21 protein-coding genes and 1 tRNA gene are annotated in these 19,828 nt (G+C 69.1%); 12 read left to right on the top strand and 10 right to left on the bottom strand.

Annotation, left to right across the window (positions count from 1 at the left end):
- Positions 1-3 precede the first annotated feature (3 nt).
- From RIN43_RS01065 to RIN43_RS01050, 4 genes are read right to left on the bottom strand one after another with little or no spacing between them, the layout of a single operon-like run.
- Complete coding sequence (locus tag RIN43_RS01065; RefSeq protein ID WP_309127019.1) at positions 4-453, bottom strand: helix-turn-helix domain-containing protein; 450 nt, start codon at positions 451-453, stop codon at positions 4-6.
- On the bottom strand, positions 450-1,211 hold the full coding sequence (locus RIN43_RS01060; RefSeq protein WP_309127018.1) for a hypothetical protein: 762 nt from the start codon (positions 1,209-1,211) through the stop codon (positions 450-452). The genes RIN43_RS01065 and RIN43_RS01060 overlap by 4 nt, the downstream gene beginning before the upstream one ends.
- On the bottom strand, positions 1,208-1,357 hold the full coding sequence (locus RIN43_RS01055) for a hypothetical protein (protein ID WP_309127017.1): 150 nt from the start codon (positions 1,355-1,357) through the stop codon (positions 1,208-1,210). Before RIN43_RS01055 ends, RIN43_RS01060 begins: the two co-directional genes overlap by 4 nt.
- 20 nt (positions 1,358-1,377) lie before the next feature.
- On the bottom strand, positions 1,378-1,629 hold the full coding sequence (locus RIN43_RS01050; protein WP_309127016.1) for a hypothetical protein: 252 nt from the start codon (positions 1,627-1,629) through the stop codon (positions 1,378-1,380).
- A 317-nt stretch (positions 1,630-1,946) separates the two neighbouring features.
- Between RIN43_RS01050 and RIN43_RS01045 the strand changes: the two genes are divergently transcribed.
- On the top strand, positions 1,947-3,116 hold the full coding sequence (locus RIN43_RS01045; protein ID WP_309127015.1) for a tyrosine-type recombinase/integrase: 1,170 nt from the start codon (positions 1,947-1,949) through the stop codon (positions 3,114-3,116).
- Here the strand turns inward: RIN43_RS01045 and RIN43_RS01040 are convergent.
- Together RIN43_RS01040 and RIN43_RS01035 are read right to left on the bottom strand one after the other, a co-directional pair.
- Positions 3,113-4,099: a DUF4238 domain-containing protein gene (locus RIN43_RS01040; RefSeq protein WP_309127014.1), complete on the bottom strand. Its 987-nt coding sequence runs from the start codon at positions 4,097-4,099 to the stop codon at positions 3,113-3,115. The genes RIN43_RS01045 and RIN43_RS01040 overlap by 4 nt on opposite strands.
- A gap of 150 nt (positions 4,100-4,249) precedes the next feature.
- A tRNA-Gly gene (locus RIN43_RS01035) sits at positions 4,250-4,323 on the bottom strand.
- A 163-nt stretch (positions 4,324-4,486) separates the two neighbouring features.
- Here RIN43_RS01035 and RIN43_RS01030 point away from each other — a divergent pair.
- From RIN43_RS01030 to RIN43_RS01000, 7 genes are all read left to right on the top strand, one after another.
- Positions 4,487-5,431 carry an ABC transporter ATP-binding protein gene (locus tag RIN43_RS01030; RefSeq protein ID WP_309127013.1) on the top strand — a complete coding sequence of 315 codons (945 nt, stop codon included), beginning with the start codon at positions 4,487-4,489 and terminating at the stop codon, positions 5,429-5,431.
- Positions 5,428-6,237: an ABC transporter permease gene (locus tag RIN43_RS01025; protein WP_309127012.1), complete on the top strand. Its 810-nt coding sequence runs from the start codon at positions 5,428-5,430 to the stop codon at positions 6,235-6,237. Before RIN43_RS01030 ends, RIN43_RS01025 begins: the two co-directional genes overlap by 4 nt.
- A 34-nt stretch (positions 6,238-6,271) precedes the next feature.
- Complete coding sequence (locus RIN43_RS01020; RefSeq protein WP_309127011.1) at positions 6,272-7,567, top strand: histidine kinase; 1,296 nt, start codon at positions 6,272-6,274, stop codon at positions 7,565-7,567.
- Complete coding sequence (locus RIN43_RS01015) at positions 7,564-8,256, top strand: response regulator transcription factor (RefSeq protein WP_309127010.1); 693 nt, start codon at positions 7,564-7,566, stop codon at positions 8,254-8,256. The genes RIN43_RS01020 and RIN43_RS01015 overlap by 4 nt, the downstream gene beginning before the upstream one ends.
- Positions 8,257-8,310: 54 nt before the next feature.
- The gene (gene dcd / locus RIN43_RS01010; RefSeq protein ID WP_309127009.1) at positions 8,311-8,916 is read left to right on the top strand and encodes a dCTP deaminase; all 606 of its coding nucleotides are present in this window, start codon (positions 8,311-8,313) and stop codon (positions 8,914-8,916) included.
- A gap of 1 nt (position 8,917) precedes the next feature.
- On the top strand, positions 8,918-9,514 hold the full coding sequence (locus RIN43_RS01005; RefSeq protein ID WP_309127008.1) for a hypothetical protein: 597 nt from the start codon (positions 8,918-8,920) through the stop codon (positions 9,512-9,514).
- Between the two features lie 78 nt (positions 9,515-9,592).
- Positions 9,593-10,792, top strand: a complete 1,200-nt coding sequence (locus RIN43_RS01000; protein ID WP_309127007.1) for an MFS transporter — start codon at positions 9,593-9,595, stop codon at positions 10,790-10,792.
- A 108-nt stretch (positions 10,793-10,900) separates the two neighbouring features.
- On the opposite strand, the gene RIN43_RS00995 is transcribed toward RIN43_RS01000, so the two are convergent.
- Positions 10,901-11,785: an AraC family transcriptional regulator gene (locus tag RIN43_RS00995; RefSeq protein WP_309127006.1), complete on the bottom strand. Its 885-nt coding sequence runs from the start codon at positions 11,783-11,785 to the stop codon at positions 10,901-10,903.
- 98 nt (positions 11,786-11,883) lie between these two features.
- Positions 11,884-12,570: a hypothetical protein gene (locus RIN43_RS00990; RefSeq protein ID WP_309127005.1), complete on the bottom strand. Its 687-nt coding sequence runs from the start codon at positions 12,568-12,570 to the stop codon at positions 11,884-11,886.
- 84 nt (positions 12,571-12,654) lie between these two features.
- Here RIN43_RS00990 and RIN43_RS00985 point away from each other — a divergent pair, with 84 nt between their 5' ends.
- The gene (locus RIN43_RS00985) at positions 12,655-13,152 is read left to right on the top strand and encodes a MarR family winged helix-turn-helix transcriptional regulator (protein WP_309127004.1); all 498 of its coding nucleotides are present in this window, start codon (positions 12,655-12,657) and stop codon (positions 13,150-13,152) included.
- A 5-nt stretch (positions 13,153-13,157) separates the two neighbouring features.
- On the opposite strand, the gene RIN43_RS00980 is transcribed toward RIN43_RS00985, so the two are convergent.
- Positions 13,158-14,072, bottom strand: a complete 915-nt coding sequence (locus tag RIN43_RS00980) for an alpha/beta fold hydrolase (protein WP_309127003.1) — start codon at positions 14,070-14,072, stop codon at positions 13,158-13,160.
- A gap of 66 nt (positions 14,073-14,138) precedes the next feature.
- On the opposite strand from RIN43_RS00980, the gene RIN43_RS00975 reads away from it, so the two are divergent.
- Positions 14,139-14,819 (top strand): TetR family transcriptional regulator C-terminal domain-containing protein, encoded by a 681-nt coding sequence (locus tag RIN43_RS00975; RefSeq protein WP_309127002.1) that lies wholly within the window; start codon positions 14,139-14,141, stop codon positions 14,817-14,819.
- A gap of 54 nt (positions 14,820-14,873) precedes the next feature.
- On the opposite strand, the gene RIN43_RS00970 is transcribed toward RIN43_RS00975, so the two are convergent.
- Positions 14,874-16,256 (bottom strand): MFS transporter, encoded by a 1,383-nt coding sequence (locus RIN43_RS00970; RefSeq protein ID WP_375163689.1) that lies wholly within the window; start codon positions 16,254-16,256, stop codon positions 14,874-14,876.
- A 64-nt stretch (positions 16,257-16,320) separates the two neighbouring features.
- Between RIN43_RS00970 and RIN43_RS00965 the strand changes: the two genes are divergently transcribed.
- Together RIN43_RS00965 and RIN43_RS00960 are read left to right on the top strand one after the other, a co-directional pair.
- Positions 16,321-16,896 carry an ATP-dependent endonuclease gene (locus RIN43_RS00965; protein WP_309127001.1) on the top strand — a complete coding sequence of 192 codons (576 nt, stop codon included), beginning with the start codon at positions 16,321-16,323 and terminating at the stop codon, positions 16,894-16,896.
- A gap of 196 nt (positions 16,897-17,092) precedes the next feature.
- The gene (locus tag RIN43_RS00960) at positions 17,093-19,795 is read left to right on the top strand and encodes a discoidin domain-containing protein (protein WP_309127000.1); all 2,703 of its coding nucleotides are present in this window, start codon (positions 17,093-17,095) and stop codon (positions 19,793-19,795) included.
- Positions 19,796-19,828 lie beyond the last annotated feature (33 nt).

Raw genomic sequence — 19,828 nt, 5'->3', positions numbered from 1 at the left:
GGCTCAGCCCTCCGTTCCGAGCACGAGGCGGTCGAGGAGGTTCCCGACCTGCTCCAGGCCCGCCGTGTGCGCGGCGTCGAGGTTGAGGAGGCGTGCGCGGCGCTCCATGACCTTCAGGCACATCTCGGCGGATCGCACGTCACCGCTCACGGCGGCGGCGAAGTGGCCGCGGAAGACCGCATCGAGTCGGTCCAGTTCGAGGAGTCGCAGTTCGTCGGCCTCCTCACGGGGGATCGCGGCGATGGCATCCTTTAGCCAGGCGTACACCGTGGACGGATGCACCTTCAGGTGTGCGGCGATGGCCTCGACGGCGATCCCGGCGCGGCGCATCGTGAGCGCCTTCTGCTTCCGTGTGGCGGTCGCGATCCGTCGCGGTGCGCCCTTCGGGGCGGGACGCTCACCGAGGACATACTCGGCGGCGAGGTCGGCGGTGCCAGTGGTGTTGGCGCTCATCGCGCCTCCTCTCGGTGATCGGTCCAGGTGTTGTCGGTGCCGGGGATGCGTGTCGGCCAGGAGGGGCCGGGCCAGGTGTACCCGTGCGGGGAGAGGAGCGCGTGCAGGCGCTCATCCTCCACGAGGTCATCCCCGGCGTCAGTGAGTGCTCGGGAGCGGAGGCCGCTCCAGGTCGCGATTCGCTCGCGGCGCTCGTCGGGGGGGAGGCCATCGAGGTATGCGAGTTCGGCCTCTGCGAAGCCGTTCACGTCGATGGAGTCGCATCGAGCATCGACAGCCTGGAGGGCATCGAGCACGTTCCGGCGCTGAGCATCCGTCATCGTCCAGCGCGGCGAAGCGCTGTTACGAATGTCAGTGAATTCAGGTAGAGGAGTAGGTAGTGGGGTAACGGTCTGGGCGTTACCCATTCCCGTCGAAACCGTTACCCTTTCGGCCTCCAGACCGTTACCCATTCCACGGTCGGAGAGCACCGACAGCACGTACTCGGCATGGCGTCCGCGGTGCGCCTGGGAGGTCTTGTGGATCAGGCCACGCTCGATCAGGTGGGGGAGGATGCGGCCGCTGAGAGCCTGCTTCGCGGCGGGCGTGCCGGGCTCCTTGCCGATGGCGAGCGCCAGCCGGTCATGACCCCACGAGTAGACGAGCGTCCCGTCCTCGACCGCGAGCGCCATGTCGAGGAGCACGACCCGCTCCATCGTCGGCACCTTCACCCGGAGGAGGGCTTCGCCCATCCGCTTGTGCGTCTTGTAGCCCATCACGGCATCCCTCCTACTGTGCTCGGGACGCCCTGGCGTGCGGCCTCCTGGAACTCGGCCAGGTGCGCGTCGAACTGATCCATGAGCGCGAAGAGCGGCACGAAGAGGCTCACGGCGTCGTTCGGCTGTGCATGCTGTGTGTTGGTCATCGGCCTCTGCCTCTCACCGATCAGCGCGTGAGCGACACGGGCGCGTCGAACTCGAACCCGAGAGCGCGCATGAGCGGGATCACCTTGACGCGCACGCTCCGGCCTCGCCGGTCAACCTCCACCCGTCCCTGGCGAATGTCATCGAACGCGCGGTCGCGGCTCCGGTCGGCTAGGAGGGCGTATTCCTCGACGGTGATCGTCGGGACGGGGTGCGCGAGCAGGCGCGCGGTGAGAGCGGCGCGCTCCTCGGTCTTATCGATTCGTGCTGGCATCGGGGGACCTCCTCGGGGTCGCTTTGGGTATCGGCGTCCCCGGGTCCTTCCCGGCGGCGATGGCGTCTGAGCGTGTGTGGCTCCGGCCCTCCTGGCGTCTTCGCCATTACCTCCAGCGTATCTCACTGGCACGGCTTGTCCCGCGCTAGACTGGAGAGAAACCGCAGATCAGGTGATAAATTGTCACCCTAGTCAGGAGCGAGGAACCCGTGATGAGCGGCGCAAAACAGAAAGCGAACAGGGCATCGTTCGGGAATGTCAGAAAGTTGCCCTCCGGGCGTTTCCAGGCCCGGTACCCCGATCCTGCGGGCCGCCCCATGACCGCGCCCACCACCTTCGCCACGAAGCGTGCGGCCCTCGACCACATCGCCGGAGTCCGCGCCGACCGGATGCGCGGCACCTACCGCGACCACCGCGCCGGGGATGCACCGTTCGGCCCCTACGCCTCCGAGTGGGTCGCCGCTGGTGGTTCGCGGGGCAGACTCGCGCCGAAGACGCGCGCGAACAACGAGGACCTCCTCGCCGGGCTCCTCTCCCCGCTCCACGACTACGCCCTGAACTCCATCACGTCCGCCGTCGTCCGCTCCTGGTACAGCCGGGCCCGCAAGGACCTCGCCGCCACGCTGAAGCGGCGTGCGGAGGAGGCCCGGCGCAAGGTGGTGGAGGCGGCGAAGCGGCGCGGTGTGGAGCCGGCCGAGGCCCCGCCCATCCCTACGGGTGAATCCCGGCTCCGCCAGGCGTACACCCTCCTCCGCTCTATCCTCCAGACGGCCGTGAGGGACGGGCTCATCGCGTCGAATCCCTGCCAGATCGTCGGTGCCGGGTCCGTCGCTCACGCCGAGCGCCCCTACATGACGCCGGAGGCGCTCGCCGCCATCGTCAACGCCATGCCCGAGCAGTGGACGCTCCCGATCCGCGTGATGTTCGGTGCTCACCTGCGCGTCGGGGAACTCGTGGCGCTCCAGCGTGGGGACTACGCGGACGGCGTATTGAGGGTGGAGCGGCAGACGATCCGGGTGCGGGGTGAGTTCATCACCACGCCGACGAAGACGGGCAATGCGCGGTCGGTCGCTCTTCCGCCGCGCATCGCCGCCGAGTTGGGAGCCTACCTGGACGCGACGACAGGGTTCGGCAAGTCGCCGCTCTTCCCTCGCGCCGATGGTGGAGCGATCACGGGGAACGCGCTGGGGCAGGCGTGGCGCAAGGCGGCGCGGAGCATCGGCCTGGGGCAGTTCCACGTGCACGACGTGAGGCACGCCGGGCTGACGATGGCGGCGCAGGGTGGTGCGACGACGCGCGAACTCATGGCCCGAGGAGGTCACCGCACCGCACGCGCCGCGCTCATCTATCAGCACGTCGCGGAGGAGCGGAATGCATCTCTTGCGGAGGCGATGGACGCGCTCGCCGGAGCCGCGCTGGAGCCACGGGGCCGCTCCCGCGGAACGGGCCTCGAAGCAGTTATCCGGCTCGAAATGCCAAGCGTTTAACGAACGCCAAAGGCTTCACCCGTGAACGCGGCTCTACGGTCCCCATCTCCACGGGGCAGATGGTGCGTTGCCCACCGCGCGCTGATGGTCAGGTGATCAGGGAAAACGGGGTACTGAAGGACCGATTGCGGCGCGAAGCCCGGTGCGCCCGGGGCGGGAAGCCTCGGAGCGCGGCTCCGATCGAGCCACGGCTTGTGCTCGGGATGCATGTAGATGTAGCGGTCTGCGGCGGAGCAGATGGCATCAACGAATGCCACCCCGACGCCGCTCAGATTCAGGCGATGATCGACCCGCTTCGCGGGGTCATCCTCGACCATCTGAATGTCGGGCATGAAGATGAAGCGATGCGGATCGAGAGGGAACACGATGTCCCATGTGAGCGCCGCGCCCACCTGATCCTCGTCGTCGTGCGCGTTCAGGATCACCACGGGGCAATCTGAGGTCGGGAGACAAGCGTTGGTGAAGCCAAGACCCCACGGGCGAACATGAAGTGCCCGTGCAACCTCTCCAAGTGTGGTGCTGATGTACCGCGCGTGCGTGGTGGCAAGGTCGGGTGGCGTTGGCGCACCGGGAACGGTGAAAGACGCGCCCGCTCCCCACGCCTGGAGGCGCTTTCGTTGGCGAGTCGTGCGGACGATCTGTGCCGCCATGTACCAGGCCAGCGGCCCTCTCATCCGCGGCGGGAGCGGCCATAGGTCGGTGAGCGCGTACTTCGGGTGGTCCAGAAGCGCTCGGAATATAGGGGAGACGGCGCCTTCCAACTGCCCAAAGAATGACTCTAGGACGCGCGTCTCCTGACCGTCGAGCCCTTCGAACGTGTAGAAGTTGCGCTCCGCGCCAACCCTCCGGACATTGGCGCGAAAGACCTTCTCGGGCGCATCCGCCTCTGCGGCGTCCGTGAACCACTCTCGTGGAGGCGAACCAGTGCCGGGAACAGCGAACCGTCGCAGATGCACCCTCGGAACGTGGTGGTCGTTCGGCATGAGTGCCCCCTTCTGCGGTTGCGGACGGGACCATTCAAGCGGCCTTCTCAGACACTACTGGCACGGGGATGGCACGAACGAGCCTGGAGGCGGTCATCCGATTGGAGTTGACGGCAGACGGAAACCTCGTGTGACCTGGGGATAATCCTGTGGAGGGGCTGACGGGAATCGAACCCGCGCTGTCTGCTTGGGAAGCAGAAGTTCTGCCATTGAACTACAGCCCCGCACGCCTTGCGGCGCCTGGCCAGCATAACAAACCATCCGCGGCATCCGTTCTCACCGCTCGCGGCATCCGTGCGGGATGTGGCACCGTGGTGCCATATCGGTGTAGAGGTTCATCCTGCAGGCGGACGCGCGCAGTCGGCGGCGCCGCATAGCGTCGAGAGCATGATCACAGCAGAAGGTCTCGGCAAGCGGTACGGAGACAAAGCGGCCGTCGACGACGTGTCGTTCACGGTGCGCCCGGGAAGCGTCACCGGATTCCTCGGCCCGAACGGCGCGGGCAAGTCCACCACGATGCGGATGATCGTGGGCCTCGACCGGCCCACCGCCGGCCGGGTCACCGTCAGCGGCACGGACTACCGGCACATCAAGGCGCCGCTCACCGAGGTGGGCGTGCTGCTCGACGCGAAGGCGGTGCACACCGGCCGTTCCGCCCGCAATCACCTCCGGGCGATGGCCGCCACGCACGGCATCCCGTCCTCCCGCGTCGACGAGGTGATCGAGATCACCGGCATCGGCTCGGTCGCACGCAAGCGCGCGGGTAAGTTCTCGCTCGGCATGGGCCAGCGTCTCGGCATCGCCGCCGCCCTCCTCGGCGATCCGCACACGCTGATCCTCGACGAGCCGGTGAACGGCCTCGACCCCGAGGGCGTGCGATGGGTGCGTCAGTTCGTGCGTCACGCGGCATCCGAGGGTCGCACCGTGCTGCTCTCCAGCCATCTGATGAGCGAGATGGCGCAGACGGCCGACCACGTGATCGTTCTCGGTCGCGGGAAAGTGCTGGCGGATGCTGCGCTGCCCGACCTGGTCCGTTCGTGGACGACGGCCCGCGTGCACGTGCGCAGCCCGCGCTCTGCCGAACTCGCCGATCTCCTCGCCGCGCGAGACGTCGAGATCGTCACCACGAGTCCCGAGACGCTCGACATCGCGGGTCTCCCCGCATCGCGCATCGGCGACCTCGCCGCCGAGCGCGGCATACCGCTGCACGAGCTCACCCCCACCAGCGGATCGCTGGAAGACGCCTATCTCGCCCTCACCGGGGAGTCCGTCGAATACCGCACCCGCGCCGTCCCGCAGGCAGGCGCCCAGCTCGAGGAGGCTGTCGCATGACGACCATCCAGGCTCGCGCCACCCACCAGCCCACGGCCCGGTTCACACTCTCCTTCCCGCGGCAGCTGCGCAGTGAATGGATCAAGCTCGCATCTCTGCGCTCGACGTGGTGGTCGATCTCCATCGTCGCCGTCCTCACCGTGGGGATCGCCCTGCTGATGGCGCTGGCCATCGGCGACACGGGCATGCCCGGGATTCAGATGATCGTCTCGCCTATCCAGTTCACCATGCTCCTTGCCGGCATCCTGGGCGCGATCTCGGTCACGGGCGAGTACTCCACCGGCATGATCCGCTCCACGCTCGCGGCCACACCGATCCGCGGCCTGGTGCTCGCGGCGAAGGCCGCAGTGCTCGCACTGTTCATGTTCGTCACCTCACTGGTGATCTTCGGCGTCGCCGCGACCGTGGTGTCACCGATCCTCGAGTCCAAGAACGCCGCCATCGACTGGGCCGACTTCAGCGGCGCCATCCAGCCGATCCTGATCGCGTCACTGTGCATGGCCGTGTTCGCGCTCATCGGCGTTGCGTTCGGATTCCTGCTGCGCTCCGGCGCCGGTGCGATCGCCGCGACGGTCGGCCTGCTCTTCGTGCTGCCGATCGTGCTCAGCATGTTCGGCATGGCCGGGCCCGCGTGGGACTGGATCCGTGCACTGGGCGACTACCTGCCCGCATCGGCCGCGCAGAACGCGATCGTGCCGCAGGACGAGTGGGGCCTCGACGAGCCCGTCGCCTTCCTGACCCTCGCCGGATGGGTAGCGGCAGGCATGCTGGGAGCGTGGGCGGTGCTGCGCGGGCGGGACGCCTGAGCCGCGGACGCTCACCCATCGTAGAGTCGTGAGCGTGTCGACCTCGCGCAGCCGCAGCGTCTCCGTCCTCGAGGACGAAGAGCTGCGGCTGCCGCGACCGCCCGGCGTGATCCGCCGGTTCTGGGCACGTCATCCGGTGCTCGCCGATGTGCTGATCGCGCTGTTCTGCCTGACCGCGTCGCTGGTTCCCGCGACGAGCTTCCGCGTCTCGGGCGTCCTCGCCGCACTGGCCACACCGCTCGCCGTCCTCATCGCCTGCGCACTGCTGCTGCGTCGTCGGCGCTGGCCGGTCGCAGCCTTCGTCGCCGCCTGGGCCGCCTCGGCCACCTATCTGCTCGAGAGCGTGCCGGTCGGTGGGCCGCTGGTGCTGGTCACGGCGTACTCCCTCGCCGTGTACCGCTCGGCGAGGGCGTGCTGGACCGGCCTTGCTATCGGGCTCTCGTCGCTCACGCTGCTGGCTTTCGCTCTGTCGAGCCTCGGAGCGATCTCGTTCGTCATCGCGATCAACGCCGTCATCGGCGAACTGGTGATGGGGCTCATCGGTGCACTGATCGGCATCAACGTAGGCAATCGAAAGCGCTACCTGGAGGCCGTGATCGACCGTTCCCGCCAGCTGCTGGTCGAACGCGATCAGCACGCACGGCTCGCGGCGGCCTCGGAGCGGGAGCGCATCGCCCGCGAGATGCACGACATCGTGTCGCACTCGCTGACCGTCGTCGTCGCGCTCTCCGAGGGTGCTGCGGCGACGGCGGACCGCGACCGCGCGCGAGCGGCGTCCACTGCCGCCGCGGCGACGGCGCGCAGCGCCCTCACCGAGATGCGGTCGATGCTCGGCGTGCTCCGCGACGGCGGCACGGATGCCCCGCTCGCCCCTCTGGAACCCGCGAGCCCCGCGGAGACGGTCGCCGCCGCACAGCGCGCCGGCTTCACAGCCTCGCTCACCGTGCGCGGTGAGCCCGACGCCCCGCCGGCACTGCGATTCGCGATCGGGCGCATCGTGCAGGAGGGCGTCACGAACGCGATGCGCCATGCTCCTGGCACCAGCGCCATCGAGGTGCGCATCGATCACGATTCCGATCCGATCGTGATCGAGATCGCAAACGACGGGGCGACCGGCCGTGCTTCCGAGGGCGGCTTCGGCCTGCGCGGGTTGGCCGAGCGTGCCGGGCTGCTCGGCGGAACGGTCGTGTCATCGCCCGTCGGGCAGGGTGGATGGATGCTGCACGCCGAGCTGCCGCACCCCGACGGCGCGGCGTTGACGACGACCGTCGCGGACGAGGTGTCCGCGGCGCAGACCACCCGCACGTCAACCGAGGGGATCCCGTCATGACAGGACCGATCCGCGTGCTTCTCGTCGACGATCAGGCTCTCATCCGCGTCGGCTTCCGCATGGTGCTCGAGGCCGAGCCCGATCTGATCGTCGTCGGCGAGGCAGGCGACGGCGCCGCCGCGGTCACCCAGGTCGCGGCAGTGCGACCGGACGTCGTGCTCATGGACGTGCGGATGCCCGGCGTCGACGGCATCGCCGCGACCGAGGAGATCGTGAGGCGGCATCCGGGCACGAAGGTGCTCGTGCTCACCACGTTCGACCTCGACGAGTACGCATTCGCCGCGATCCGCGCGGGGGCGGGCGGCTTCCTGCTCAAGGACGCCCAACGCCAGGAGCTGACCGCGGCGGTTCGGGCGGTGCATCGGGGCGACGCCGTGCTGGCACCGCGCATCACCCGCGCCCTGCTCGACCGGTTGACCCCTCAGCTGTCCGCCGAGAGCCCGGTCGCGCCCGCGACCGGCGAAGACCCGCTCGCCGGGCTCACCGGACGCGAACACGACATCTTCCTGGCCATCGGGCACGGCCTGACGAACAGCGAGATCGCCGAGCGTCTCTTCCTCAGCGAGTCGACGGTCAAGACGCACGTCGGCCGTGTGCTCGCGAAGCTGGATGCACGCGACCGCATCCACGTCGTGATCATGGCCCACCGTCTGGGGCTCGTCGACCCCGGCACTGCGATCGTGCCGTGAAACCGCTCCGTACCCGCACACCCGGCGCGCAACGCCAGCCGTTACGCTGAACACGTGCTTCTCAGCGATCGCGACATCAGGGCGGAACTGGCATCAGGGCGCATCGGGCTGAGCCCTCATGAGCCCGGGATGGTGCAGCCTTCCAGTGTCGACGTGCGCCTCGACCGCTACTTCCGGCTGTTCGACAATCACAAGTACCCCTTCATCGACCCCTCCGAGGACCAGCCGGAGCTCACCCGGCTCATCGAGGTGGACCCCGACGAGCCGTTCATCCTGCACCCGGGCGAGTTCGCTCTCGGCGCGACATTCGAGCAGGTCACCCTGGCCGACGACATCGCCGCTCGTCTCGAAGGGAAGTCCTCACTGGGTCGGCTCGGTCTCATCACGCACTCGACCGCGGGCTTCATCGACCCCGGCTTCACCGGGCACGTCACCCTCGAGCTCGCGAACGTCGCGACCCTGCCGATCAAGCTGTGGCCGGGGATGAAGATCGGGCAGCTGTGCTTCTTCCGGCTGACCTCGCCGGCCGAGAACCCCTACGGGTCCGGCCCGTACGGCAACCGCTACCAGGGGCAGCGCGGGCCGACGGCGTCGCGCTCCTTCCACAATTTCCACCGCACCGACGTGGGCGTCACCGATGCGGGGTCGATAGGAGGCTGACATGAGCGACGGGAATCCGGCAGGGCGCGAGCACGAGACAGGACCGGATGCCGTCGAGCCCGGGCCCGTCGAGCCGGATGCCGTCGAATCGCCGGCTGAATCGCCGAATCGTGCCGCGGATCCTCCCGACGCGGTCGGCCTCTCCGACGCCGAGGCGACCATAGCCGACCTCGACGTCCCCGATCCCGTGATCCCGGAACCCGAGATCCCTGCGGCAGCACTAGCCGAGCCGGTGATCCCGCCGGCCCCGGAGGGACTGGCGCCCGCTCTCCCCGGCGCCGGGGCATCGGCTGACGAGGGCGAGCGGCCCACCTCATCAGCGACGGGCTCCGCCACCCCGGCGACCAGGGCGGCCCGCCGCACGACGGCCGACGCGTCCACCGCACCTCCGCCCGACCCGGCGGTCGTGCCGCCTCCGTCCGGCGCCACGCCCGGAAACTATCGCGGCTGGACGATCGCGATCTTCAGCATCCTGATCATCCTGCTCATCGGCGCCGTGGTCCTGGTCTCCGCCCTGCTCGCCGGCGGGGTCTCGCCCTTCCCCTCCTCGGGAGCCGCACTCACCGGCACGGTCCTGACGGTGCCGGCCGGCCGCTGACCTCGCGTCCGGACGATCGGTCGGTTGGCCCGGACGCACGGTCGGGCGCCGCGTCCGCCGTCCCGCCAGGCTGGGATCATGACCGTCACCGCGCCCGTCCCCGTCGCGCCAGCGACCACCCGCCGCCTGCCGTACGGCGCCCTGCTCACCATGATGGCGATGAGCTTCCTGCTCGTCAGCGCCGAGTTCCTGCCGAACGGCGTGCTCACCGAGATCGCCGCCGAACTGAGCGTGACTCCCGGCCAGGCGGGTCAGCTCGTCACCGTCACAGCCCTCGCTGGACTCGTGGTGGCGCCGACGATCGGATTGATGCTGCCCCGTCTCGACCGTCGCACGCTGCTCGTGTGGATGGCGGTGCTGGCCGCGGTGTCGAACCTGGTCGTCGCGTTCGCGCCGAGCCTGCCCCTGATGCTGATGGCCCGCGTGCTGCTGGGCGCCGCACTCTCGGGCTTCTGGAGCATGTCGATCACCGTCGCCGCGCGCATCGCAGGGCCCGAGAGGCTGGGGCGAGCGGTGATGTTCACGTCCGCCGGCACCTCGCTCGCGACGGTCGCGGGAGTGCCCGTCGGAGTGATGCTCAGCCAGCTGCTCGATTGGCGCGGGGTGTTCGGCATCGCCGCCATCGCCACCGCTGCGCTCGCCGTCGCCCTGCGCACCCTGCTGCCTACCGTGCCGGCTGAGAACGTCGCCCGCATCTCGGTGCTGTTCGAGACGCTTCGCCGTCCCGGTATCGGCGTCGGCATGGCCGGGCACGTGCTGGTGATCTTCGGCCACGCCCTCGCTTACACCTACATCCGTCTGGCGCTCGAACGAGTGCAGGTCGACGGTGCCGGCGTCGACGAGGGCACCATCATCGTGCTGCTGGCCGTGTTCGGCATCGGCGGTTTCATCGGCAACCTCGTCATCGGCGCTCGTATCGACCGCACGTACCGCGCGCTCGCCGTGGTGACCCCGCTCGTGATCGGCGCCGCCGTCATGATCATCATCTTCGGGGCAGCATCGCTGTGGACCGTCGGCGCCTTCGCCTTCGTGTGGGGATTCTTCTTCGCCTCGTGGCTGCTGATCGTGAACACCTGGGTGGGGCACCGCATGCCTGATCGCCTCGAGGCCGGTGGCAGCCTGGTGGTCGTCGGGTTCCAGGCGGCCATCATGCTCGCCGCCGGGCTGGGCGGGATGCTCGTCGACGCCCTCGGGATCGAGCTCGCGTACGCGGCGGGAGCGACGATGCTGCTGGTCGGCGCGCTGCTGTTCGGGGTGTCGAACCGCCTCGCACGCTGATCGCGGTCCGCCCCGCGCTGGAGCGAGCTTCTCGCCGCTCGTTCGGTCTCCGCGCGGAAAGCTCCTCCGGCAACGTGGATGCGGGATGCGGGATGCCGGATGCCGGGCTCAGGCCGGGGTGAGCGGGCGGCCGACCCGCCACGCGGAGGGAGTCATGCCGGTGTGTCGGCGGAACGCACGGCTGAAGCCCTCGTCGGAGCCGTATCCCAGTTCACGCGACACCTCGCTGACGGCTCGCCCGTCGATGAGCAGCGCGCGGGCGGCCATCATGCGCACCTCCGTGACGTACTGCGCGGGCGAGCGGCCGAAGGCCCTGCGGAAACGCTCGGCGAACACCGTGCGTGACAGCGCGCTGATCGATGCCATCTGATCGACCGTCCATTCCCGCCCGGGGTCATCGCGCACGGCGTCGAGCACCCGATCGAGGAACGGATCGTTCGTGCGGGACGGCCAGCCTTCGGGCGCGCAGCCGACGGTGGTCCAGGCACGGATCACCGACTGCAGCAACGTGGTCGCCATCATGCGGCAGATCACCAGATCGCCCTCGCGCTCGGGGCATGCCACCGGTCGATCCGTGCCCATGTGATGGGCGAGCGCCGCGGCGGCGGGTTCGAGTTCGTCGAAGTGGTGGATCCAGGCCGTGTCGGGAAGGAGCTCTGCAAGGTGCGCGGCACTGTCGGCGAGCTGCAGGTGCGAGACGAGCACTCCCGAGCCGGCGGGGAGCTGCATCGTGAGAGCGCGACGGCCCGATGACATCAGGGCGTCGCCGGATGAGATCCCGTCGGGCAGTCCGCGGTCCGCGGGCAGCTCGACTTCACCCGAGAGGACGTAGACGAGGGAGACGCCGTCGGCGGGAAGCATGACGGTGTCGTGGCCGGCGGAGAGGATGCGCCGCTGCGATCGGATGCTGACGGCGATCTCTCCGAGGAGCCGTTCCAGGGCGGCTTCACGCCCGGTGATGGCAGGGCCCGGCATCGGCGTGAGAAGGCTCATGCCTTCTGGCAACCGGCGCGCCGGCCGGGCTATTCCGCGTTCAGGCATCCCGCCGACGGGCGCCGCGGCGCCGGATCGACGGGATCGCCTGCACGGGATCAGCCGTGCGTGTGGATGTGGATGTGGTGCGCGCGGTTCGGGTGGCCGTGGTGGCCGTGGTGGCCGTGGTGGCCGTGATGGCCGCTGTGGCCTCGGTGGTCGAAGTCGTGGCGGCCGTGACGCTGCGGGCCCTGATGCTCGTCCGTGTCGTGCCCGAGGAAGCGGTGACCGGCTTCGCCGCCATGGTGCATCCGGTGCTCGCGCGTCGAGCCGTGACCGCTCCTGTGGCCGTGTTCGCGGCGGCCGTGGCGCGATCCGTGGCTGCGTCCGCGGCGGGGGAGTTCGCGGCCCTCCTGCCAGCCGAGCTCGCGGGCGATCTTCTCGAGCGTCGCGCCCATGGTCGCGAACTCATCGGGTGTCACCGCACCGGCGATGCGCTCGCGGATCTCCTGCACGGCGACGCCGAGGCGCTGCTTGGCCAGGCGGCCCGTTTCGGTGAGAGTCCAGCCGTCCGCGGAGCGTGCGACCCAGCCGAGGTCGACCAGTCGGTGCAGGTCGCGGCCGCGCGGGCTGCGGTCGGATGCCGCAGTGCCGTCGACGACGTTCAGCATCCGCCAGTCTCGGCGGGTGATGCCCTCGTCTTCGAAGACGGTCGCGAACTCGGCTCGCAGCAGGCGATCCACGGCGGTGATCCAGTAGCCGAAGGGGCGGGAATCGGAGGAGGTGGGGTTCTGATCGGTGTTCATGGCATTCCTTACTTGTCATATTGCATGTATATGCAGTGTGACATGCATTTCAGTTCCATGTCAAGTCGCATGTAAAATCGATCCATGTCCACCGAGCCCGTCAATCCTGCCGACGCCATCGCCACCGCGCTGTCGCGGCTGCGTGCGCGGCGCGGCCTGCACTCAAGGCAGCATCCGCACGGGCGCGGTCCACACGGGCCCCACGGGTGGGGTCGGACGCCGTGGGTCGCCGACGGCGCACGCCAGGGCACGCCCGCGGTGATCCGGATGGTCGAGGCGCTCGCCGCCGCATCCGATCCGCTCAGCGTGAGCGGCCTGGCGGAGGCGATCGGTGTGGATCAGCCCCGCGCCTCAAGGCTCGTGCAGCAGGGCGTCGATCGCGGCTGGGTGCGCCGGGAGGTCGACCCCGACGACGCCAGGCGCACAAGGATCGCGCTCACGGAAGAGGGTGTCCGGCTCTTCCGGGGCGTGCGTGGGGAACGGCGCGAGGCGCTCTCGCGGGCGCTCGCCGCCTTCTCCGACGAGGAGAGTGCCGAGCTCGCGCGCCTGCTCACCAAGCTCGCCGACAACTGGGGCGTCTGAGCCCGCTACCGCGGCGCGGGGGTGTCGGTGCCGACGGCGCCGCTTCCGATTCCCGCGGCATCCACGCCCCGCACGCCACCGGCGGCGAACGCGAGCACCGCGTCGAGCACCGCATCCGATCCGAGCAGCCGGTTGTGCCCGAATCCGTGCGTCAGCAGCAGGCGCGAACGCTCGCCGTGAGCGAGATGCAGATCGGTCGAGCTCTGTGCACTCAACGCGCGGTCGTCGACGTCATGGATGGCGAGCAGCTCCGTGTGCGACGGCAGCGGGTCCGCGAGAGAGTCGAAACGCGAGGCGGTCTCGGCGCGGCTCATGCCCAGGCGCCGGTGGAACGCTTCCTCGAAGCTGGAGCGCGTGCGAGAGGGCATGCGGAGCGTGCGCCCGAACTCGTCGAAGAACGCGTCGACCCGCCCCGCGCCCGCGATCGACACCACTCGCGGCGCCGCGATTCCCCCGCGGACCGCGGCCAGTGCGGCGAACGCGCCGAACGAGTGACCCACGATGAGGTCGAGAGGACCATCGGCGTCGGCGATCAGCCGTGCCGCCGCGATCCAGTCGCGCACGTCCGTGCGTGCGCCCGCAGAGGAACCGTGCGCCGGAGCGTCGAACGCGTGCACCCGGTATCCCTCCGCGAGGAGGTCGCGAACAAGGGTCGCGAACTGCGAGGCGCGACCGCTCCAGCCGTGCATCAGCAGCGCCGCTCGCGTGCCGGTGCCCCAGCGATAGGTGACTATCGGCCGACCCCGAACGTCGGCGGTCTCGCACGCGGCCGCGGCATGCGTCGCCATGTCGTCCTCGCGAACCCGCATGCGTGGCCGGGTGGAGAAGAACAGGGGGGTCGCGAACCTCCCGGCAAGAGTGGGCGACACCGACGATATGGACCGGATGCCGGCGGCGGCGATCTTCAGCGCTGTGGACATATCCACTCCCATCAATACGAACGATCGTTCATAGACTATATGAACGATCGTTCGTAGACTAGAGCCATGTCTGAGGAAGCCGCGGGGTCGACCGTCACGGTCGAGGCGTCGTTCGACGGCCGGCGAGCGCGGGGAGACGCCTCGCGGCGGACGGTGCTCACCTTTGCGACCGATCTGGCCTCGGTCGAGGGGCTCGACGGCCTGAGTATCGGCCGACTCGCCGATGCCTCCGGGCACAGCAAGAGCAGTATCGCGGGGCTGTTTCAGAACAAGGCCGGACTGCAGCTCGCCACCGTCGAGGCCGGCCGCACCGTGTTCATGGCCGTCGTCGTGGAGCCGGCACGCGAGCATGCGCGCGGGCTGCCTCGCCTGGTCGCGCTCATGCATCATCTGATCGAGTACTCGCGCACGAGGGTGTTCTCGGGCGGATGCTTCTTCGCCGCGGTCAGCGCAGATGTGGACTCGAAGCCGGGGCCGGTGCGCGACGCGGTGCGGGCGGCGATGGCCGACTGGTACGGCTACATCGCGGCCCAGGTGCGCTACGCCGCGGAGGCCGGGGACCTACAACTCGACACCGCCGGGGTCGAGCTGCTCGCCTTCGAGCTGCCCGCTCTGTATGAGCAGGCCAACGCCCGCTCACTGCTCTACGGAAGCGACAGGCCGTACGAGATCGCCGCGCTCGGGATGCGGCAGCGGCTGCTCAGCGCTGGTGCGGACGAGTCCGCGCTCGTGCTCTTGCGGCGGTGACCCCTTCTCGAGGCCGTCAGTCCTTCGACCGGCCGTGTGGGTGCCACGGAAGCCTCAGATCACGGCCTGCTTCGCCTTGACGGGAAGCATGAGCAGCAGACCGGCGGCCAGTACCAGCACGATGCCCAGGATGCCGAGGCGGGTGTCACCGGAGATGCCGACGAACAGCGCGAACAGACCCGGAGCGAGGAACGACACCGCCCGTCCCGTCGTGGCGTAGAGGCCGAAGATCTCTCCCTCGCGTCCCGGCGGTGTGATGCGCGCGAGGAACGAGCGGCTCGCCGCCTGGATCGGGCCGACGAACATGCACAGGATGAGCCCGACGATCCAGAACCCGATCGCGGCGGTGCCGATGAACAGCACCACGCTGCCGGCGATGACGAGTCCGATCAGCGAGATCAGGATCACGTTCTTGGGGCCGAAGCGGTCGTCGAGCCGCCCGGCGATGATCGTGGAGACGCCGGCGACGATGTTCGCGGCGACGGCGAAGTACAGCACTTCCGTCGAGGAGAAGCCGAAGACCTGGGCAGCGATGATCGCCCCGAAGGTGAACACGCCGGCGAGTCCGTCGCGGAAGACGGCGCTCGCAAGCAGGAAGAGCAGCACCTGCCTGTTGCCGCGCCACAGCTTCGTGATCGTGCCCCACAGCACGGCGTACGAGCGGAAGAAGCCGACGCGTACCCGCCGCTCCTGCGCGGGGATCTCCGGCACGCGCAACAGCACGGGGATCGCGAAGACGCCGAACCACACCGCCGAGGCGAGCACCGCGAGGCGGATGTGCAGGCCGTCGTCGGTGGTGATGCCGAGCGGGCCGGGGCTCGAGGCCAGTCCGATGAAACCGACCAGCAGGATCACCAGCAGCGCGATTCCGCCGACGTACCCCATGCCCCACCCGAAGCCGGAGACGCGCCCCATGTCCTGTTTGGTCGAGACCTGCACGAGCATGGCGTTGTAATTGACGCCTGCGAACTCGAAGAACACGTTGCCGACCGCCAGCAGCGTGGCGCCGAGGATCAGGTAGGCGGGCGCACCCTCGACGAACACCATCGCTGCCATGGCCAGCACCACCACGAACGTGTTGACGCCGAGCCAGAGTTTGCGGCGCCCCGTGCCGTCTGAGCGCTGGCCGAGCACGGGCGCGAGCACGGCGATCACGATGCCGGCGATCATGAGGGCGATGCCGATGATGCTGGCGTTGTTCGCGAGCGCTGCGACCACCGCCGGGTCCTTGGCATCATCTCCCGCCGCATCGAGAACGGCGTCGTCGACGAAGTAGGTGCTGGCCAGGAAGGTGCTGAAGACGAAGGTCGTGACGACCGCGTTGAACGCTGCCGATCCCCAGTCCCACAGGGCCCAGGCGAGCACGCCGGGCTTGCGGACGTCTTCGACAGCCGGCGCGGTGGGCTCCGGATGCGGCATTGCACGCTCTTCGCTCATCCTCGAAGTCTGGCCGGGCAGGGTGAACGGGTGGTGACGGCGCGCCGCGCGTTAGGGTCGAGCCATGTCGGCCGGTACCGGAGCATCTCGCGCCGTCGTGCTGTTCGAGGGCAGAAGCGACAGTCTCGCCTTCCGCGCGCTCGCCAGGCGTCGGGGCGCGTCCTTGGAGGGGCTGGCGCTGGTCGATCTCGATGGCGTCACCAACCTGCGTCGCGCGTTGACCGGGCTTGGGGGTGACGTCTCGGCAGGGCGGGTGCTCGGGCTCTACGACTCTGCGGAGGGGCGCTACGTCGCCGGCGTGCTGCACGACGTCAGCGTGCTCGCCGACGTCACGGACGATCCCGGCGACGTCGGATTCTTCGGCTGCGAGCGCGACCTGGAGGACGAGGTGATCCGTGCGGCCGGCGCTGAGCTCGTGCTGCAGACCCTCGCCGCCCGCGGCGAGCTCGCCCGATTCCGCACGTTCCAGGGGCAGCCGGCCCAGCGGGAGAGGCCCCTCGAGCAGCAGCTGCACCGGTTCGCGGGCACGGCGGCAGGGCGTAAGGCGCGCTTCGCCGCCGACGTGATCGATGTCGTCCCGGTCGAGCGGATGCCGCCGCCGCTGACCGCCCTGCTCGAAGCGACGATGCGGCTGATCTGACGGGCGTGCCCCTCGCGTGCTGCGGTGATCCTGCTCTGCGGCGCCTTCGGACGGTACGGTCAGTCGTCAACGGTCTCGATGAAGAGATCGGACGTCGTGGCCTGTACGACCATCGTCAGATGCCTATTGCTGCATGTTAAACGATTCGCTACCGTTGCTGGCGACCCATAGATCCGATCTTTGAAGGGATCGAGACGTGACAAAGAAGTTGCAGGGCACAGGCGTCGATGCCGGAGTGCCAGGAAAGATGACCACGAGATGGCGCTCTGCGCTGGCCTTGACAGCCGCGATCGCCGCAGCGCTTTCGCTCTCGCCGCTCTCCCCGGCCGCGGCGCAGGCCGGGCCGAGGACGTTCCACGTCGCGCCGGACGGCAAGGCGAGCGCGTGCACGGTCGAGGCGCCATGCAGTCTCGAAGCGGCGCGCGACAAGGTGCGCGAGTTCCAGGCTGAGGACGCCGACCGGCCGATCGTCGTCGAGCTCGCCGACGGCACCTACCACCGTTCCGAACCGCTCGTGCTCGACGCCCGTGACAGCGGCACGGCGGCGATGCCGGTCGTGTGGCGTGCGGCGGAGGGGGCGGATCCGGTGTTCGACGGCGGTGTCGCCGTCGACGGGTGGCAGCTGGTCGACGCGGACGCGGGCCTGTGGAAGGCCGCCGCTGCTGACGGCGGGTCTGTTCGTCAGCTGTTCGCCGACGGCGACCGCCTCACCCGCGCGGAGAGCGAGCCGTGCTCGGCCAAGGAGTGCGTCGTCACCGACACCGGCATCTCCGGGCCCGGGGTGGCCGAGATGCTCACCTGGTCGGACGCCGTCGACCTGGAGGCCTCGATCAAGATCCGCTGGCGCAACTTCCGCTGCGGTGTCGACGGCGTCGACGGCGACACCCTCGTGATGTCTCAGCCGTGCTGGAAGAACAGCTCGGCGGGCACCGATCGCACCGGCCCGGCGTGGGACACCACCACGGTCGACTCGTCGCGTTACGCCGGCGTTTCGTTCTTCACCGGAGCATCCGAACTGATCGACGAGCCTGGCGAGTGGGCGTACGACTCGAAGGCGAAGACGGTCACATACAAGGCGCGCGACGGCGAGGACCCGCGTGAGCTTTCGTTCGTCACCCCGCGCACCGAGACTCTGCTGAAGCTCGACGGCAAAACCGACGCACCCGTGCACCACGTGCGCTTCGAGGGCATCGGCTTCGCGCACAGTGCGTACACCCAGCCCGACACGGATGAAGGCTACGCCAGCATGCAGGCGGGACTCACCCTCACCGGCGAGACCGGACCGGTCGACCACGCCGGCCGCTACTACACCAAGCCCGCGTCCGCCGTGGTGGTGCGCACCGGTCGTGATGTCGTCATCGACGGAGGCTCTTTCCGGCGCCTCGGCGGCGCTGGCATCGTCGTCGAGCAGGGAAGCCAGGGCGTCTCGGTGATCGGCAACCACTTCGAGGACCTGTCCTCGGGGGCGATCTACACCGGCGACACGGAGGCGAACCCCGTCGCAGAGCTGGAATCACGCGGCAACGTGTACGAGCGCAACACGATCCTCCACCCCGGTCTCGAGTTCACAGACGCGGTGGCGATCTGGGGCGGTTACGAGGCCGAGACCTCGATCTCGCACAACACGATCGAGTACCTGCCCTACAGTGGCATCTCGCTCGGCTGGGGATGGAACCAGCCCGAGGTGCGCAACCCGTTCAGCCGCGACAACCGGATCGACGCCAACCGCATCGTCGAGGCACTGATGCCCTGGTCGGAGCAGGCCGACGGCGGATCCATCTACACACAGGGGCCGCAGCCCGGCACGACGATCAACGAGAACTACATCCACAAGACGACCAACAACAGCATTTACCTGGATGAGCAGAGCTCGTACATCACCGTGGCGCGCAACGTCATCACCGGTGTCGAGCCTCCGCGCACCTGGCTGTCGAACTGGGCCGGTTACGGCATCGAGAACGTCGCCCACGACAACTGGGCGTCTGCCGCCTACCGCAAGATGAACGGCCGTGGCAGCACACAGTACGACAACCACGAGTCGCTCACCTGGTTGCCGAAGGAAGCGGTCGCCGTCGCGGCCGCGGCCGGCGCCAACCCTCCCGGCGAGGTGTTCCAGATGCCGCGCCTCGCGTTCGACGTGACGAGCGTCGGTGCGCCGTTCGACAACGGCGGCACCGAGCGGATCACGGCGCGGATCACGAACGCCTCGCCGGATGTCGCACTCGACACGCTCGCCATCTCGCTGGACGCCCCGGAGGGCTGGACCGTCTCGGACGAGACGCCGCTCAGCTTCGAGGATGTGCCGGGCGGGGAGGGTGTCGACGTCGCTTGGACCGTGGTGCCCACGATCGGCAGCGACAAGGCGATCGAGCTCCAGGAGTTCAGCGTCGCCGGCTCGTACACGAGTTCCGACGGCGACGGTGAGGTCGTCAGCACCAGAGAGGTGTACGTGAGCGAGCCCAACATCGCTCTCGGCAAGGCGGCGACTCAGTCGTCTACCTATGTGCTGCAGAGCAGCGGAACCCCGTTCCCAGCCTCCAATGCGGTCGACGGCAACATCAGCAACTACGCGCACACTGCGCAGAACGATCCGCAGCCGTGGCTCGAGGTCGACCTCGGCTCCTCGACGGCGGTCGACGCGATCGCGTTGTGGAATCGCAATGACTGCTGCCAGGACCGCGTCGAGGGTGTCTACGTGTTCGTGTCGGACAGCCCGTTCACGTCGGAGGATCCCACTGTCACCGCCGGTACCGACGGCGTGTGGGCGACGTTCTTCGCCGACCGTGCCGAGCGACCGAGCGTGATCGAGGTCGGCGCGCAGGGCCGGTACGTGCGCATCCAGCTCGATTCGACGACGAAGATGCTGAATCTGGCGGAGCTCCAGGTGTTCGGACGCTGAACCGTCGCACGGTCCCGCGGGCCGCCAGGCCTG

It is taken from the genome of Microbacterium sp., assembly GCF_031178445.1.
In the GTDB taxonomy this organism is placed as follows: Bacteria; Actinomycetota; Actinomycetes; order Actinomycetales; family Microbacteriaceae; genus Microbacterium.
Note: the sequence above shows the minus strand (reverse complement) of the source record. Positions and strands in the feature narration are given on the sequence as shown.

What these genes read in the sequence shown, in the direction of transcription:
- RIN43_RS00980 (WP_309127003.1), bottom strand. Translation starts at nt 14,072, where the DNA reads ATGTCCACAGCGCTGAAGATCGCCGCCGCCGGCATCCGGTCCATATCG.
- RIN43_RS01045 (WP_309127015.1), top strand. Translation starts at nt 1,947, where the DNA reads ATGACCGCGCCCACCACCTTCGCCACGAAGCGTGCGGCCCTCGACCAC.
- RIN43_RS01015 (WP_309127010.1), top strand. Translation starts at nt 7,564, where the DNA reads ATGACAGGACCGATCCGCGTGCTTCTCGTCGACGATCAGGCTCTCATC.
- RIN43_RS00970 (WP_375163689.1), bottom strand. Translation starts at nt 16,256, where the DNA reads ATGAGCGAAGAGCGTGCAATGCCGCATCCGGAGCCCACCGCGCCGGCT.
- RIN43_RS01030 (WP_309127013.1), top strand. Translation starts at nt 4,487, where the DNA reads ATGATCACAGCAGAAGGTCTCGGCAAGCGGTACGGAGACAAAGCGGCC.
- RIN43_RS01025 (WP_309127012.1), top strand. Translation starts at nt 5,428, where the DNA reads ATGACGACCATCCAGGCTCGCGCCACCCACCAGCCCACGGCCCGGTTC.
- RIN43_RS01040 (WP_309127014.1), bottom strand. Translation starts at nt 4,099, where the DNA reads ATGCCGAACGACCACCACGTTCCGAGGGTGCATCTGCGACGGTTCGCT.
- RIN43_RS00975 (WP_309127002.1), top strand. Translation starts at nt 14,139, where the DNA reads ATGTCTGAGGAAGCCGCGGGGTCGACCGTCACGGTCGAGGCGTCGTTC.
- RIN43_RS01000 (WP_309127007.1), top strand. Translation starts at nt 9,593, where the DNA reads ATGACCGTCACCGCGCCCGTCCCCGTCGCGCCAGCGACCACCCGCCGC.
- RIN43_RS01050 (WP_309127016.1), bottom strand. Translation starts at nt 1,629, where the DNA reads ATGCCAGCACGAATCGATAAGACCGAGGAGCGCGCCGCTCTCACCGCG.
- RIN43_RS01055 (WP_309127017.1), bottom strand. Translation starts at nt 1,357, where the DNA reads ATGACCAACACACAGCATGCACAGCCGAACGACGCCGTGAGCCTCTTC.
- RIN43_RS00965 (WP_309127001.1), top strand. Translation starts at nt 16,321, where the DNA reads ATGTCGGCCGGTACCGGAGCATCTCGCGCCGTCGTGCTGTTCGAGGGC.
- RIN43_RS00990 (WP_309127005.1), bottom strand. Translation starts at nt 12,570, where the DNA reads ATGAACACCGATCAGAACCCCACCTCCTCCGATTCCCGCCCCTTCGGC.
- RIN43_RS00995 (WP_309127006.1), bottom strand. Translation starts at nt 11,785, where the DNA reads ATGAGCCTTCTCACGCCGATGCCGGGCCCTGCCATCACCGGGCGTGAA.
- RIN43_RS00985 (WP_309127004.1), top strand. Translation starts at nt 12,655, where the DNA reads ATGTCCACCGAGCCCGTCAATCCTGCCGACGCCATCGCCACCGCGCTG.
- RIN43_RS01005 (WP_309127008.1), top strand. Translation starts at nt 8,918, where the DNA reads ATGAGCGACGGGAATCCGGCAGGGCGCGAGCACGAGACAGGACCGGAT.
- RIN43_RS01065 (WP_309127019.1), bottom strand. Translation starts at nt 453, where the DNA reads ATGAGCGCCAACACCACTGGCACCGCCGACCTCGCCGCCGAGTATGTC.